The organism is Psychrobacter sp. UBA3068 (assembly GCF_002366815.1).
GTDB classification, from domain to species: domain Bacteria; phylum Pseudomonadota; class Gammaproteobacteria; order Pseudomonadales; family Moraxellaceae; genus Psychrobacter; species Psychrobacter namhaensis.
Map to the genome: position 1 here is coordinate 24,301 of NZ_DFBY01000043.1, position 15,664 is coordinate 39,964.

12 protein-coding genes are annotated in these 15,664 nt (G+C 43.3%); all 12 read right to left on the reverse strand.

Annotated elements, in window-relative coordinates; all coding sequences use genetic code 11:
- Positions 1–265: 265 nt before the first annotated feature.
- Positions 266–697 carry a type IV pilin protein gene (locus B2P60_RS10235; protein ID WP_286741208.1) on the reverse strand — a complete coding sequence of 144 codons (432 nt, stop codon included), beginning with the start codon at positions 695–697 and terminating at the stop codon, positions 266–268.
- Positions 697–1,299, reverse strand: a complete 603-nt coding sequence (locus B2P60_RS10240; protein WP_286741210.1) for a type IV pilin protein — start codon at positions 1,297–1,299, stop codon at positions 697–699. Before B2P60_RS10240 ends, B2P60_RS10235 begins: the two co-directional genes overlap by 1 nt.
- Positions 1,292–4,693: a PilC/PilY family type IV pilus protein gene (locus tag B2P60_RS10245; protein ID WP_286741211.1), complete on the reverse strand. Its 3,402-nt coding sequence runs from the start codon at positions 4,691–4,693 to the stop codon at positions 1,292–1,294. Before B2P60_RS10245 ends, B2P60_RS10240 begins: the two co-directional genes overlap by 8 nt.
- A gap of 658 nt (positions 4,694–5,351) precedes the next feature.
- Positions 5,352–6,266 (reverse strand): pilus assembly PilX family protein, encoded by a 915-nt coding sequence (locus B2P60_RS10250; protein ID WP_286741212.1) that lies wholly within the window; start codon positions 6,264–6,266, stop codon positions 5,352–5,354.
- A 44-nt stretch (positions 6,267–6,310) separates the two neighbouring features.
- Positions 6,311–7,420 carry a PilW family protein gene (locus B2P60_RS10255; RefSeq protein ID WP_286741213.1) on the reverse strand — a complete coding sequence of 370 codons (1,110 nt, stop codon included), beginning with the start codon at positions 7,418–7,420 and terminating at the stop codon, positions 6,311–6,313.
- The gene (gene pilV, locus B2P60_RS10260) at positions 7,420–7,983 is read right to left on the reverse strand and encodes a type IV pilus modification protein PilV (protein ID WP_286741214.1); all 564 of its coding nucleotides are present in this window, start codon (positions 7,981–7,983) and stop codon (positions 7,420–7,422) included. Before pilV ends, B2P60_RS10255 begins: the two co-directional genes overlap by 1 nt.
- Positions 7,983–8,459, reverse strand: coding sequence for a pilus assembly FimT family protein (locus tag B2P60_RS10265; RefSeq protein ID WP_286741216.1), 477 nt, complete (start codon positions 8,457–8,459; stop codon positions 7,983–7,985). The genes pilV and B2P60_RS10265 overlap by 1 nt, the downstream gene beginning before the upstream one ends.
- 342 nt (positions 8,460–8,801) lie before the next feature.
- Entirely contained in the window at positions 8,802–9,647 is an 846-nt protein-coding gene (locus B2P60_RS10270; protein ID WP_286741217.1) for a ComF family protein, read from the reverse strand.
- 175 nt (positions 9,648–9,822) lie between these two features.
- Positions 9,823–11,280: a phospholipase A gene (locus B2P60_RS10275; RefSeq protein WP_286741218.1), complete on the reverse strand. Its 1,458-nt coding sequence runs from the start codon at positions 11,278–11,280 to the stop codon at positions 9,823–9,825.
- A gap of 357 nt (positions 11,281–11,637) precedes the next feature.
- Positions 11,638–13,779 carry a protein-disulfide reductase DsbD gene (gene dsbD, locus B2P60_RS10280; RefSeq protein ID WP_286741221.1) on the reverse strand — a complete coding sequence of 714 codons (2,142 nt, stop codon included), beginning with the start codon at positions 13,777–13,779 and terminating at the stop codon, positions 11,638–11,640.
- Between the two features lie 65 nt (positions 13,780–13,844).
- Entirely contained in the window at positions 13,845–14,405 is a 561-nt protein-coding gene (locus tag B2P60_RS10285) for a protein-disulfide reductase DsbD domain-containing protein (RefSeq protein WP_230708698.1), read from the reverse strand.
- A gap of 280 nt (positions 14,406–14,685) precedes the next feature.
- Positions 14,686–15,123 (reverse strand): type II secretion system major pseudopilin GspG, encoded by a 438-nt coding sequence (gspG, locus tag B2P60_RS10290; protein WP_286741224.1) that lies wholly within the window; start codon positions 15,121–15,123, stop codon positions 14,686–14,688.
- Between the last annotated feature and the right edge of the window lie 541 nt (positions 15,124–15,664).

Genomic DNA, 15,664 nt, shown 5'->3' on the forward strand with positions numbered 1-15,664 from the left:
TCTAACTGACCGTTATAAATGTGATTTTTTCTTATTGTAAATATTGCATATAACGTGCCATATTTTTAGAGAAACACTCAATCTCATTAAGTGGTTGATAAAAAAGTTTATTTATAAACAGTAATTTTTTGCTTTCAAATAGGTTTTTTCTAATTAGCACTAATATTGCTGTTAACCTACCGAAAATTGTCATTTCATGTCACATTTAGGGATAAAGATAACCCTAGATGACGTTTTTTGTCACACAATATGGGTAGTAACTCATTTATTGCCATTCGTTATCCGCACCACAGTTAGTAGCTCTACACTTTAGTCCCCGATAGTCAAAAGTTAGATCACCATCACCTGCCATTCGTGTACCTAATATAGGTGATGCTATGATAGTCCATTCAGAAGTCAGCGGATCTGGATCAAAGCTGATCGTGTAGAGTGCTGTACCTTGACGCGGAAAGTCACCACCTAGGTCAGTGAGTAACGCATTGCTATATCGTCCTTGCGCCAGCTTACGGCTCTCGATAGTGGCAGCGATGTTTTGTAACTCGCTCATCATATCGGCACGATGGCCTCTCTCGACATAGCCCTGATAACTTGGAATAGCGATGGCAGCAATGACACCGATAATAGCAACCACGATCAGCAGCTCTATTAGCGTAAATCCGCGCTCATTTTCTACCTGTCTATATGTATCTTTTATCATTACCATACCTGAGCACCATCTCCACAATCCTTTGCTCCAATCGCGATACTGCTCGTTGTCATACACCTAGTACCGGAACTGGTGAGCATAATGTGACTACCTTTTTTGATATAACGATCAGGATTAGGTACTGCAAGCATCTTCCATGTTCTACCTGTAACGTTGTCGACGCCTGGACTTGTCACTAAGCTTATAGCCGTATCATTTGTAGTCCCATCTACTAGAGTAATACGATAGGTGTAATCATCGCCACTGCCTGCAGGCACATTGATAACCGTATTATCTGTATCTGCATAGCTATAATCAGTATCGCTATCGCTATCCACTGTCTGTGGCACAAAGCCTTTATAAGTCAGCGCAGTTGAGCGCCAGCGTTCTAACTCGACTTGTAGACTGAGCATTCTAGCTTGTGTTTCGCGCTCAGCATTGACGATGACATATTGACGATAGCTGGGTACTGCAATAGCTGCTAGGATAGCTAAAATAAAGACCACAATCATCATTTCAATAAGTGTGAAGCCTTTTTGAATGGTTGGATAGCGATAGCGATTTACTACCATACCACTCAATAGCCGATGTAAGCTGTTGCCACGTCTAGTCATCAACTGACTCCGCTAGCTGCTCATACCATCTGGTCGTAAATAAACGATAGTCCATAATATTGACATTACCACCACCCGAGCCACTAGCGTTGACATTGTCTGCATCAGTACTCGATCCTCCACAACTGCCACTAGGACAGTTGGTATCCAATCCTGATACGTTACCTGCTGGCCAAGCACCACCAAATTCGATACGGTTATCTGAGTCCACTAATTCACTAAATGACTGAGTGCCTAGCATGATACGTGTCGTCGGGTTTTCTGGATTAAAGGCACCAAACGCTAGCTCTTGAATACCCTTACCTGCCCGTACAAACCCACCTGTACCATTTAATGACTTGTCTGTTTTGGTCGTATCTTCTTGCTCACAGATACCATAAGGTAGACAGTACATTTGACGCTCTGAACCGCCCACAATTTGTGCGGCACAGCCACTCGTCTCATCGTATTTCATCTCTGGGCTGTAAGCGGTCATGTAATAAAGACCACCAATGGCCATACCATCACCCATGGATTTGACATTTTTAACTTTACTATTGCCGTCAAACTGAGTTAATGGATAAAACCAACCTTGTGAAGCAGCGACATTTGGCCGCATTGGTGCTTTTACCCCTGCTTTGGTTACACTCGTACTATTTTGGTTAAATGGTAACTCAGTCAAATCATTTGAAGTAAGGTCTTGAGTCGCTAGCGTGACATTTTCATCCTCACCATATAGTCCTGGACTAGCGATATCTCGATCAATAATACCAAACAGACGATCGGACTGCGCAGGTATCGTATTGCGTAGGCGCGATATTGGGTTACTTCTGTCACCAGAGGCAACATTGACTAGCGCAAACAAAACACTGTTGTCCTTATAGAAGCTCACAGACGGCTGACCATAAAACCGGCGCTGTAACCCATCCTCGACTAGCGTACCTGAATTACCATCTAATACTTTTACGATGCGGCGGGTAAAATTATTGATCCCTGTACTACCACTAATAGCCTGCCCATTACGCAAATCAACACGGAATAACTGACCACCCAGATCACCAAAGTACAGATGATCGATCATACCGTCATCATCACGATCTAGTGTTGTGATTTTACTTACTACACTATGCTTCATCTCTGGAACTTGAATATGTTTGCCAGAGGCACCTGACGTTCGGCCTGATACCGACCAAATCACATCACCTGTCTTGGCATCGGCGATATAGACGGCATTACCATCAGCCATTGTTTTGTTACAATTTGGAAACGCATTGTCAGACGCATCAAGACGAAATGTTGGGTCTTCATAGCACTCATCATAACCACCACCGAAGATAATCACGTCTTTGATGCTGTTTTTACCTGTACCTACTTTAATCCTGCCTGAAACTGGTTCACTCCAAACTTTTCCTAATGCTTGATAGCCATCAGTGCTATTGTTTATGCTAAATAGCATTTTCGGACTGTTTAGACTACTAACATCTAGCCCATATAACCCTTTACCCCCTTGACGTAGGCCTCCATAAACATAAACCTTGTCTGCAACAATCTTGCCCGATGACTCAGATGTGGACGAACTAAAATCGTACTTATAACTGCCTTGCACTGACCATGGTGCGTCAACACCAAACACAGGCGCATCTACGATAGTACTTTCAGGTTGTAACGCTTCGATCTGCTCATTAAGTATGGTCTTTGGGATAAAAGCTAAACTCTCTTGACCAGTTTCTGCTGATGCAATATGAAGGGCACCTTCCATCGAGCCAAACATCACATAATCATCACGGCTACTCTCATCAGTCGCCACCATACCTGCATCGGGATCTACTTTACCATCACCATCAGTGTCTTTATCATTCGCATTGATATTGGCACCATAAGAGATAAGTGTCGGTCTGGAGTGAATGACGCCACCCAACACTTTTATATCGCCTGGTGGGTTGACAATGATGTTCTCAAGCGCTGCCTGCACATCGCCTGTCTCATCTATACGTTTTGCTTCAGCCTGAGTCGGGCTGGCGTCATAACCTAAGAAGTTTAGTAAGTACAACTTGGTTAAAGTGGTGTATGAGTTATCAAGTACATCGAACCCTTGTAGTACACCTTTTTCGACGCCTACTTTGAGAAGCTGTGTTCTACCATTCATGGTATTTTCGACATAGACATTACGGGTGGTATTGTCTCCAGTCTTTGGGGACTTTAATTGAGCATAAAAGCCACCCGCTGCAATTCTATTGTTCACACTGATACTAACGCCAGCATCATTCACGATAGTTTCGTTTTGTTTACTCCAAATATCTTGGGCTTCTGGGTTCAAGTCATCAGGGAAGCCATCCCCATCTTCGTCGATATACAGTCTTTTATTATCTTGCCCAAACAGTGTCGCTTGTTTGACATGGTACTTTTTAAGGTTACCTGCCCATATTGCCGAATCACTGCCTACCTTCGGCTCTAACATTGGCAAATAAGCATAGGGCTTAACGCCTAAACTATTAAGCGGATCTGCAGGTACAGTGATAGTACCTGCAGGCGTACTTGGTAGGTCTGCCTTTAGGTCTTCGATGACCGATAACACACTGCCGACGATGTCTTTTGTATCTTTAGCAAAATAAAAGCCGCCTTGTCCGTAGCCACCGACACCATCGTAAATACCAGACTCCATGCCTATATTACAGGCATTTCGAGCGTCAGGATTGCTGGTAGATATCGCAGAGCAGTTATAATATTTTTTTTCATAATTGTAAGGTGCACCATTACTATCTTTAAACTTGTTGATAGTGATGTTTTTAACTTGATAATAATCTTCATCATCAACTGCACTGAAGGCTTCACCAAAGCCAACCATCGCAGTGGTTACCTTGCGTTTGGTACGTAGCTGTTTGGCAAACTCTCCCATACATTGCCATTGGTTCCCTGATTCACTACCATTTAATAATCCACCCGAACTAGGACAGGATACGTTTGATGTACCTCCTAGCGCACTGCCCATCATATCTTTTAGAGTATCTTGATGACTTATATTATTAGGAAAACCATCCGTCAATAAATACACACCTTTTGCACCGCACTGCTGAGTCTCTGGCGCTATATATTGACCATTGTTGGCTATAGAATTGTCATTGGTAGAATACATAGAACTATAGGAACTTCTATAGTAACCATCATAAGTACTAGTACCTAACATATAAGAACCAGCTTCAGTAAACGCTGTCGCCATAGGCGTACCACCAGAAGGACTTAAGGTGCTTAAGAACGTATATATTCTATTTTTTTGAGCAGTATCTAGTGGTTTAGCTGCTACTTTAATTTGACCTTTGTAACTATTATAGCCAAACGCCCCTACACCCATAATGACTTCTTCATTGAGATTCTCAAACTCAAGCAACTCTATCATCGCCAGCTTTAGCTTTGACATACGGTCGTAATGAGTTTCACCATTCAATTCACAAGATTCAAGTTCAATACCATTTCCATCTTTGGTTATAGTTTTTATATCTGGTTGATATTTAATCAGACTATAACCATAATAATAACTATAGTCATATAACATACAAGGTCTATTGCTTGTATTTTTTAAGTCTCCATATGTATATTTGCTATTATCCCAACCTTCTTTTATGTAGCCATTTGGTATATCCCTATTATTAGGCTCACTAAGATAATATTCATAAGAAGGATTTTTTTCACAAGAATTTTTATTGTTCTTTGAACACAGTCTGTAGAGGTTCTTTTTCGAAAGATTAGGCACTCCTGCTATATCTAAAGGAAAGCTGTAATCTCCTCTCATACTCCCGGACTTATCTAACATCAAGGTCAGCGTTGGTTTATTTGATTCGGTACTTACTTGATAGATCGTTAAATCGCCAAGCTTGTTATAGCTAGGATTGCCGATACTATCATAGGCAGTACCAGCGTGAGTTATTACTGAAGATGCCATGAGAGTACCTACCGCTAGCATGATAGCAGTCGGTCGAAACTGTGATGATAAGGCGAAGGTCGAATCGATGCGTTTCATATTTAATTCCTGCTATATACTAGTTATAAAGGTGAACTACGTTAAGATATTAACTAACCTATATTCCACTTGGTGTTAAGCCTAACAACGTTTGACACTCTTCAGTTATTTCATCTTCACCTTCACCATAATCTATACAGTTCTCAGAGTTTACATCGTTTTCTAACTTGGCTTCTTTTACCAATACTTTGGCTGGCACGCCGATCTTAGCCAAACATTCATTACGCGTTTCACCAAAGTACGTATTCTGAGTAGAATCATCTTCATCAACTTCAGCTACAAATGAGGCAGCGTTTTCGCTAGGTTTTTTGAGACACTCAGTAATCTTTGCGTCTGCTACGTTTGATAGTGCTGGCAAAAATGATGTGGAGTGTATACGAAAGCTTGGTGAGCTACTTGTAGCATCTTCCGTCGTTATTGACTTGCCGAGAGGAACATTTTCGAAGGGTGCTATCGGTAGTGACTGAGTATTCGGTCTAGTTACAGACACTTGAGTCATTACGTTTTGGCGAGCATTGACAAAATCACTGGCTTCGCTAGGCCTACAAAAGCCTCCTGAGCCTGAACCTCCTATCAGCTTACTTTGTCCAGACGGCGTTGTAATGGTTGCTTCAGACATCTTAAAAAAATATTCTTGTCTTGGACGATAGCAAAATACTATTTGATCGCCCCGATTTGAGGTTGCACCTGTATTTAAAAAATGGCCAAAAAATCCAAGCGAACCAAGCATATTAGCTTTTTCACTACTGTAAGTCGGATCGTTAATGATATTTTCAATGTTCTTATTTGCGGTATCTGACGTATTCAAAAGTAGAGCGTCAACCTGATCGCTAGTTGCAAGCCGTAACGAGATCATACTATTTCGTACAGCAATAACACCTACGACAATAATCAATAGTAGAAACATTAAAACTACGATTAATGTCGCTCCATCCTGGGAATTTGGCAGCTGGTGTTTAGGATATTTATTCATAATATTATTACCGAAGCGAGACAGGTTTACACATCAGGTTTTGCTTAGTCATCCATAACACTTATATTTCTTAATGTCACATACGACTCTACTACTGTGCGCAGATACTTTTTGCTCAATCCATTATTTAAGGTGGAGGCTTTACCTAACACAGTAAATTCAGATGGACCTTCTTCATTCAACACAGCATTATCAGAGCGCAAAATTAAACCGTACTTTACTCCTATGATAGACGGTTGATCTTCAAGGTCTAAATCTAGATAGTCTTTCACCGTATAATACTGTAGCTGATCACCTTCTCTGGTCGATAATAATATATCAAAGTAATCTACATTAGCCATAATCTCTTGACCGGCATCACCAAAATCTCTGATTGCATTATTGACTTTAAACTCAACAGATTTAGGTAGATTTTCATCTGGTCTGCTTTGTTCATCATAATCATCCATTATTTCGGTAATATACTTGCCTGCATCACAGTATAAAGAGAGCTGTGTAGGCTTTGATGCGTCAGGTGCCTTTAGATAAAAGCGCTCTACGATGATTTGACCATCAATGACTTCCTTTACCCCGCCGATAGTGACTCGTCTTGGTCCTAAAGCCAACCTGCCTTCACAGTCATACATGTCTTGCGGCGCACGATACTGAATGGTCAACTGCCCACTTTGTGAGCTCATATTACTCGCTCCAGTCCACTCATTTGTCTGCGTACCCACCGTTTGATCACCAGTACGCGTTAATAAAGACACGTCTACAGGAGAGCCATCTAAAGTAATGTTTTTGGGTACTTTTGGATCACCATCTAGGTCTTTAGAGTTACGAAAGTTATCTAACGCCTTATTTCCTTCCTCATCTTCTAACGCATTATTAGCGCTGGTTAGTACAATCCCGGAACCAGGCTGATCGGCTGCAACTTTATCAGCTAACCCCAAGTTCGCAAGACGCGCTTTTCTTTCAATTATGGGTAGATTAAAGGCAGCATCTTCAACTAATTCTGATGCGCTAGCTTGTATGCCTGCTGTTTTTGCATTGATCATATAGACTTGTACTGCTGCGGCAGATACTAATAGGCCTAAAAACAGCGATACCATGAGCTCTATTAATGTAAACCCCATTTGGCGTTTTCGACAATCCTGAAGCGTTGAGATTCTCATTAATAAGCCTCCATTATTAAACAGTGAGAACCTAATTTGTAAGAACCATCGCTATTACCACAGGCATTTTCTTCACTATCGCCTAAAATAGGTCTTGTTTTACCCCATGAGGTAATGATGCATTGTCTAGCGTTGATATCAGCCATATCTGGACAGGTAGTCATGTTTAGCATGATATCTTGTTCACAGCCTAAATTGGCAGCCTGCCATGTATTCAACGCGGCTATCTCTTCAGGGCTACAAGCATCCGATTTGCAGCTATCTTGGTCAAAGCTACTGCTTGCTTGCGCTACTTTCTCACAATACTCAGTGATGTCCTTTGTACCTTGATTCAGGGCATTTAACTCTGTCATAAAGTCATCAGTAGCTAAAGTATTCAAGCGCATATTTTCTGATAATTGTTTTGACATACTCATAGCTCGACTACGTACCAAGCTCTCGTCTGTAGCATTCAGTGCATTGATCTGCAAAGCGCTAAATCCTAATACAGCAACTGCTAGTAGTAGCAAAGCCACCATGACCTCGATTAAACCTACACCACTCTGGCTACTAAACTGAGTCATTAACAAGTTCCTCCTACTACAGTACTTATATTAGCAACTGCAGTCACGATCACTTGCCTTGAAACAGATGAATTCTTACTATCGCAAACGGTATAAGTAACTGCATCAGTACGCTTACTTGGTCTGAACGTTATTGTAGAACTATCTGCCTTTATCGTATTTTTAGCACTATAGTTATAACTTGCAATCACATTTGAGCTTTCATTCTCTATGACTAAAGAGTGGCTACTATCATCAAAACTAAAATCCAGAGATTGACGACGAATAATACTTTCAGCTTTCGCTTCTTTTAACGCGTTAATGAGCGTGGCAGTCGTTGATTTCACGCGCTGATTCGCAAGTTGTGTACTGATACTAGGGGCAGCAATACCGACAATAATCGCCAGCACAGCGATCGTTACCATCAGCTCAATTAGGGTGAATCCTGTTTCGGTCATTCGTAGTTTGGATGATAAATTATTCGCAGGTGCGTTCACATCAGATCCCTATTTATCGCTGCCACTGTCTGACACCAACGTGATTAAAAAATGACAATGAATGTCTTATACTCGGAAATAATTTCCGCAAACTTTCTTTACGTGTTAACTAAATGTCATGCAATTTTTATTCCACGATATTTAATGAATACCTTAGATAGAATGAAAAAAATTGTATTAGAAGCGCCCGCTATCTGACTTCATCGTTTTTATGCTTTTTTTTATCACCTGACTACACAGTATTTTTAGAGGTTCACAATTAATGTGAGTTATTCCAATAATATAGCGACAAGATAACACATTAGCAACAAAATAGTGATTGTGAATAGACAAAGGCAGATTTTATAACTGGCTGCCATGTGCTAACGCATAAGCAGATAGACGGTATTGCGGAGAGATGTCGGAGGCAGCCATTGCCACATTAGTAGATGGACCACATAGCGCTCGTCCCAATGCTTGCAAACTAGCCCCTGTCGTAGCGACATCATCGAACAGCAATAGGCGCTTAACGGGCGGCTTTTCGATCAAAGCGAATGCATTGTCTAAATTACTTAGACGTTCGGCACGTGTTAGTCCTTGCTGACTGACAGTGTTGTCAATCCGTTTAACGCCTTGCCATAGCGGTATACGCCAGTGTTTGGACAACTGTGCCGCTAAAATACTAACCGGATCGAAACCGCGTTTGATTAGTCGTTGCTCGGTGGTCGGCATGGCAACAATCACGCTGTTATTTTGATGACAACCACGGGGACGTGGTAATTGCCGTATAGCGTGTAGCAATAATGGCAACTTGGTCATGTCTTCATGATGTTTAAACGCTCGAATGGCTTGACGCAATGGATAGTCATAGTAGGTAGCGGCTTGAATTGAGAGCGCAGTGCCAGCAGCAATATCTACTGCGAAGGGTTTTGGCAACCACGTGATACTATGATGACAGTGCGCACAGAGCAGACCGCTCTTTAAGCGTTGAGTGATTTGCTGGCGAACGCGAGCAAAACGTGTGTGATCACTTGGCAAAACATTGGCGCCGGAATGCACACTTAATGTATCCAGCGTCTCATGTGCTGAGGAAGGCGATAAAAGCTGAGGCTGCGCGGTGCTACGATAGACACGGCATAGCTGGCAGCGTATATCGACATACTCTGCCAGCCATAATCCAGTTTGATAAGGGGCTAAGCGGTGCATCATTTACTCTATGGGTTGGGACTACAGTCGATCCATTTTAAAAAGAGTACAGTTCTACTGGAGTAACTGTTGCAAACTATCTGTCACGCTTGCGCATAGCCAGTGAGGAACATTTGTACCAATAGAACCCAGTAGAACATTGTGACCATATGTACCACTTTTATTTTGATTGGCTATGTTAAAAACCTTTCCAGTCATTTAGTACAATACCGAAGCCAATAGAGGTGTTCTCGTAGTTATAATCCACGATGGACTCACCATAACCTTGGAAGAGCTGCACATAACCGTTGATATTTTCTGTTAACGGATACACATAATCGATTTGCGCAGCGCCTTTATTGGTACTAGGATTATAGCGCAACGTCCCGCTCAGGCTCTTCTGATCAGGCAAGTCGTACAAGAACTTGATATCACCGTAGCCCATATAGTCTTCAATATCTGGATTATCGTCATCACTAGCGCTCTCATTATTTACTCGCACCCACAACCGCGGTATCACCGACAGCTTGCCCCACTCTGCGCCTGCCATCAGATAAGCGCGATTCCATGAGCGGGATAACGGGTCATCTTGACCGTTAGAGTGATGAATAGCCCCCGCTCCCAACATGCGCAAGCGACCCCCAAAAGGCAAGTCGGCTGTCACAGGCTGCGTCAAAAATATCTCGGGCTGATAGTCGGTGGCACGAAATGGACGTGAGGTGTCTTCATTATAGACCTGCCAGTGCGACTCTTGCGTATAACCAAACCACAAATCAGCATTGGTATCGAACAAATCTTCAGCGACTTTACTCTTTAAAGACAACTGAAATTTTAACTCAGTATTACGTGTGTCATTAGAAGTAAAAGGCTCTACAGGCTGAGAGGGAGTATTAGGCCCTAAGTTCGGATCGAAAGTATAAAACAACGGTAATATATAAGTCGGGCGGTATGGCCGTACTGTCCACGTACCACGCTCACTGTTTTTATCAAGATCATAAGACAAACTGAGCGGCGTATACTTCTCAATATCTGTCTGAGTAACCCCTATCTCTTCCAACGTCTGCGCTTCTTCTTGCGTCAAACCAGCCGTCTCTAAACTGTCCGTCTCATCTGCCTCATTGACGACTGCATTAGCCGCTGTGTTATCAGCACCAACAATAGTGGTATTTTCTTCTACAAAGACAACTTGCGGATTACCTGATAGGGTACTTTGGAATGTCTTGGCCAAGTCTACTGATTGTTTGGTCGAGGTGTAACTTGGTGTCTTGCCTTCCTCAGCGACTTTGTCGAAGCAAGCCAAACGCGCGGCACTAATCTGAACTTGCGTACACTCAAAAAACAACTTTGCTTGTTGGCCAATAAACTCTTTACTGACTATTTTGCGCTCTTGGGCAGTACTATTCGCACTTGTTGACGGCGCATCAGTACCATCAGTACCCTCTGGTAACTCATAATCTTCATACTCAAACGCTGCCTCTGGTGCGGGCAACTCATTGTAAGTTTGCGTACTATCAGCAGCCTGTACTTGTACCGTAAGACAGGTCAGCGCCATGCCAACGGCTATATTTAAATAATGCTTATTCATTTTCGGTAAGGGGGTTTTGTGTGCTTTGATAAGATCCATAGACTGACGCTGTGACGTAATATGAGAAAACATAAGTGTCCTTTATCTAACTGACATGATCGTCAGCAGAGTACATGAGATAACGAATATGACCGTCAAAACCTTATTAGGGTAGAGTCAATGAATTCGGCCATAAACAGAAGCCATTACCGTTGGTAACGCTCCTGCAGCATTGTTGCTTTATTGTAGTGAAAAGAGGGACACTATACTAGCGTTATCGCTACTGAGTATTAGTGCAAATCAATATAATATCTGTTAAAACAATCACTTATAAAAATATCATAAGCAGAATTTAACAAAAATAAAAAGGCCAACCCACTGTCACCACAGTATGTTGGCCTTTGTTAAATTATTAAGCACTAAGCAACAACCTTATCATTGCATTAAGTATTAGTTAAGTCTAGTCAGCGTCTGCTCGAACTCCAAGCGGCCAATTTCCCCCACTTGTTGATTGACCAATTGACCCTCTTGGTAGTACAGCAAGGCTGGCGGCCCAAATAACTGATAGCGGGCTAAGATGGCTTTGGAGTCAGCGCTAGTCTCTGTGATATCCAGCCTCACCAGTTGCCAATCTTGCATCTGTGCAGGACGATTGTGGAATAAGTTTTTATCCATAATTCGGCATTCAACGCACCAGTCCGCTGTCAAATCCACGAGCACTTTAGGGTTGGCCGCGATAATAGTGTCTAATTCTGCAAGCGTCGTGATGGTTTCATCTGTTGTGTTACTATTGGTTGTTGCCTGACCAGTAGCCGACTGCACCATCGGTGCTGCGCTCAATGACGCGAGCGGATGCAGACTGTCGTCATTACCCAATGCCGCCCCCACTATCAAACAAGCCGCCCAAATACCGGCAATTAATCCTAGCGCTTGGGTGAGCATACGACCTTTGCCCAGCCAGCTCCACGCCCAAGTTGCTACGACCATAAACCATAGGGCCCATACCATCAGCATCACGGGTGAGATAAAGACCCGTTCAATCAATAATAACGCCACAGCAAAGAGCAATAAGGCAAAACCTTGCTTGACCCAATTCATCCACTCGCCCGCTTTTGGCATGATTTTACCTTGGGTAGCGCCAATTAGGATCAGCGGCGCTGATAAACCAAAACCAAGCATAAATAAGGCGGCAAAACCCAATAGCGGACTACCAATCGTCGACACTGCCAGTAGCGCCCCAAACAATGGCGCAGAAACACAAGGCGACACCACCAACGCTGACAAGAAACCAGCCAGTAAGCTCCCGCCTGTACTACCAAGCTTGCTATCGCCCGCTTGGCTTAACCCCTGCATTTTACTACTAATGGCTCTTGGTAAACGGACACTGAACACACCCAGCATGTATAACGCCAATAGGACAAAAACAATGGCAAAGCTAATAAGAATAATGGGATTTTGCAACCAGCCAATAATCCCTAACGACTCACCAAACACGGCAATGACAGCGCCCAAAATACCGTAAGCGGTTGCCACACCGATGGCGTAGCTAGTGGTTAAGATAACGCCGCGTTTTACCGTTGGGTTTTTCTCACGAGCGACGATATTGGCAACGATCGGCAGCATCGGTAGTACGCATGGTGTCAACGCCAAGCCCAAACCAGCTAAAAACAACAACACCAGTGCCAGCCATGGATGAGACGCCAAGCCAAACGGGTCGCTATCAACCCCATTACTAGTAGCAGCCGTATCTTCATTGGGCGCAGCACTACTCATGACCTCGCCATCTGCCCCAGAGATTGTGTTGGTAGCCGTGAGCTCATCATCTACTAACGCATAATCAATCACGTCGTCATCTGACTCTACTTGTCCTGCTTCAGCATTGGAGCTACTGCCGTCAGTGATAGTAGACGCTGTTGCTGTTGAGGTCGTTACCGCACTAGCAGACAGCTGATCATTCTCCCCCAGAGTATCGTTGTTTATGGAATCATTGGCCGCACGACTGGCGTTACCGCTTGCCGACTGCTGTGAGGTTGCAGCGATATCGACCGTGGTTTTAATCTTTTCGGGCGGATAACAAAGCCCAGCTTTGGCACAGCCTTGCCAACCAATCACCACAGCGGCATTGTCCAAGCGTTTGCCACTATTATTGGACAAAGTGGTGGTGGCGACCATATTCTCTTGGTCAAACACCGGTACTTGCCCAAAGGTTGGATCTTCTACTGAGACCGGTGACTGGCTAAAGGTAAAAGGGGCGGCAGTCACGCCAGCAGGCAAAGTCAGCTTAATTTGGTCTTTATAAACATAGTGCTTAGGGGTGATGTCAAAGTTAATGGCCAAGCGCGTACCAGACTTGGTAGGTGTACTGCTACTACTGACTTGAAACGCTTCATCAACAGGCAAAAACTTCGATGGCGCGGCACTTTGATTGTTACCAAAGAGATCACCCAACCCTGCTGCTTGCGTGGTCATTGGCATGGCTGACACGCCCGCCAACAACGTGCTACTGGTTAAAGCTAGTGCCAATAGATAAGACTGTTTAGAAGTACGTTTGACCGTTCGCGATGAGGGGGTTTCTATTGGCTGAATGGACATGAAGGGCTACCTATTTATTGCTAACATTCTTGTATGACTATCATCTGAGACGACCTGCTCGCTATCTATTTGCGTGCCACGCCGATGTTAACCGTGGTTTTGATCTTCTCTGGCGGATAGCATAAACCCGCTTTGGCGCAGCCTTGCCAACCAATCACAATCGGTGCATTCCTTGCCCCTTTACCATTTGTAGTCATCAGCGTGGTGGTTGCGACCACGCTTTTTTGCGTAAATACAGGCACTTGCCCAAAGGTGGGATCGTTAATGGAGACTGGCGACTGACTAAAAGTAAATGGGGTGGCACTCAACCCTTTTGGGAAACGTAAAGTGAGCTGGTCTTTGTAAACGTAATGACCTGGCGTGATGTCAAAAACGATCGATAAACGCGTACCCTTAGCCGTCGCTTTGGTGATGGGGCTGACTTGAAAGGCTTTATCGACTGGCAAAAACTTCGATTGCCCAGCACTGTTACTCCCAAATAACTCACCCAATCCTGCCGCCTGAGCACTCATAGACAGCCCCGTCATTACAGAAGTACTCATCACGGCAACAGCAAGCACATAAGACTTTTTAGCAGTGCGATTATTGACAGCAGCTGATTTTGCGATTGGCATTTTAATTAACATAAATAATAACCTTTAATGACGGCTTGTGATGACTGATGGTTAAGTCTCAACGCTTCTAGTAACAGTATGCGTATCAATATGGACAACATTATAATTGGGCTGTTTGATCATGTGAGCACCTATTCGGTAGGGCACACGTTTTATCTACTGATAAAAAATATCAACCAATAACACATTATTGGTTGATAGGCAGTATTCGCTAGCGATGCTTTTATCCTAAATAAGCTATGGACTAGGGCGTATCTTATTACCCATTTTTAACAACTCATCAGGCTAACGCTTATAGCTGGGCGTAAATATCGGCATCTTGCCCTTCGCCGCCTTGCTGCCCATCTGCACCCAATGAAAATAAATCATAGGGTCGCCCTTCACTGCCAGGAGAGACATATTGCATCTCATTCTCCCAGCCATCCGTCGGATACCCACCTTTAATATAACCACCGTCAGGATAGTTTTTGGCATCCTCAGGCGGCGTTGTCAGTGCTTCGAGACCTTGCGCTGTGGTCGGATAGCGCGAATTGTCCACCTTATACATATCAAGTGCATTTGACACAGTCGCAAGCGCTGTTTCCGTGGTTTTCACGCGAGCTTTATCGCTTTGTCCCACCACTTTTGGCACCACTAAGCCCGCCAGAATAGCCAAAATGACAATGACCACCATAATTTCAATGAGGGTAAAGCCTGACTGACTGGACTGGCTTACCCGACTGTGTTGCATAAAAGCTACCTTATCACTGCTCACGTTATTTGCCTGAACTTTGGCATGATTAATGGCGTTTTTTGGCATCGTATTTACTTGAGTTGTGTCAATCATAGTCATCGCTTTTGTCATCACGGTTATGTAAATAGTAAAAGTGGCGTTTATATCGCATTTATAAGCGACGTATTAATAAGCATTGAAACGATTGTCACTATAAACCATGGTTTTATTTTTATCCAGCGATGCCAATAGATTGTTAGCAATGTCCATAATAAGTAGTAGCTAACGTTTGTAAATACAGAGTTTGACGAGCGCTTACTATAGCGTGACGATTGTTTTTAACATAGGAAAAAGGCTATGCAGACAAAAATCTACTACAGTAAGCAAGTCTTAAGAAAGCTAGCGCAAGGTTTAGCAAGTTGACACACTCCCCCCCACATTCGCCAAGCTCAAGTGGGGGATTCTAAAAGCATAAGCTCTTAGGCGACTTTCTCACGAATGTCACTTGTTTTCTGTTTCATCGGGCGACCTTTATTGCATCCTCCCTCCGCAGACAAAA

What these genes read in the sequence shown, in the direction of transcription:
- dsbD (WP_286741221.1), bottom strand. Translation starts at nt 13,779, where the DNA reads ATGTCCATTCAGCCAATAGAAACCCCCTCATCGCGAACGGTCAAACGT.
- pilV (WP_286741214.1), bottom strand. Translation starts at nt 7,983, where the DNA reads ATGACTCAGTTTAGTAGCCAGAGTGGTGTAGGTTTAATCGAGGTCATG.
- B2P60_RS10255 (WP_286741213.1), bottom strand. Translation starts at nt 7,420, where the DNA reads ATGAGAATCTCAACGCTTCAGGATTGTCGAAAACGCCAAATGGGGTTT.
- B2P60_RS10285 (WP_230708698.1), bottom strand. Translation starts at nt 14,405, where the DNA reads ATGTTAATTAAAATGCCAATCGCAAAATCAGCTGCTGTCAATAATCGC.
- B2P60_RS10240 (WP_286741210.1), bottom strand. Translation starts at nt 1,299, where the DNA reads ATGACTAGACGTGGCAACAGCTTACATCGGCTATTGAGTGGTATGGTA.
- B2P60_RS10245 (WP_286741211.1), bottom strand. Translation starts at nt 4,693, where the DNA reads ATGTCAAAGCTAAAGCTGGCGATGATAGAGTTGCTTGAGTTTGAGAAT.
- gspG (WP_286741224.1), bottom strand. Translation starts at nt 15,123, where the DNA reads ATGCAACACAGTCGGGTAAGCCAGTCCAGTCAGTCAGGCTTTACCCTC.
- B2P60_RS10235 (WP_286741208.1), bottom strand. Translation starts at nt 697, where the DNA reads ATGATAAAAGATACATATAGACAGGTAGAAAATGAGCGCGGATTTACG.
- B2P60_RS10250 (WP_286741212.1), bottom strand. Translation starts at nt 6,266, where the DNA reads ATGAATAAATATCCTAAACACCAGCTGCCAAATTCCCAGGATGGAGCG.
- B2P60_RS10270 (WP_286741217.1), bottom strand. Translation starts at nt 9,647, where the DNA reads ATGATGCACCGCTTAGCCCCTTATCAAACTGGATTATGGCTGGCAGAG.
- B2P60_RS10275 (WP_286741218.1), bottom strand. Translation starts at nt 11,280, where the DNA reads ATGTTTTCTCATATTACGTCACAGCGTCAGTCTATGGATCTTATCAAA.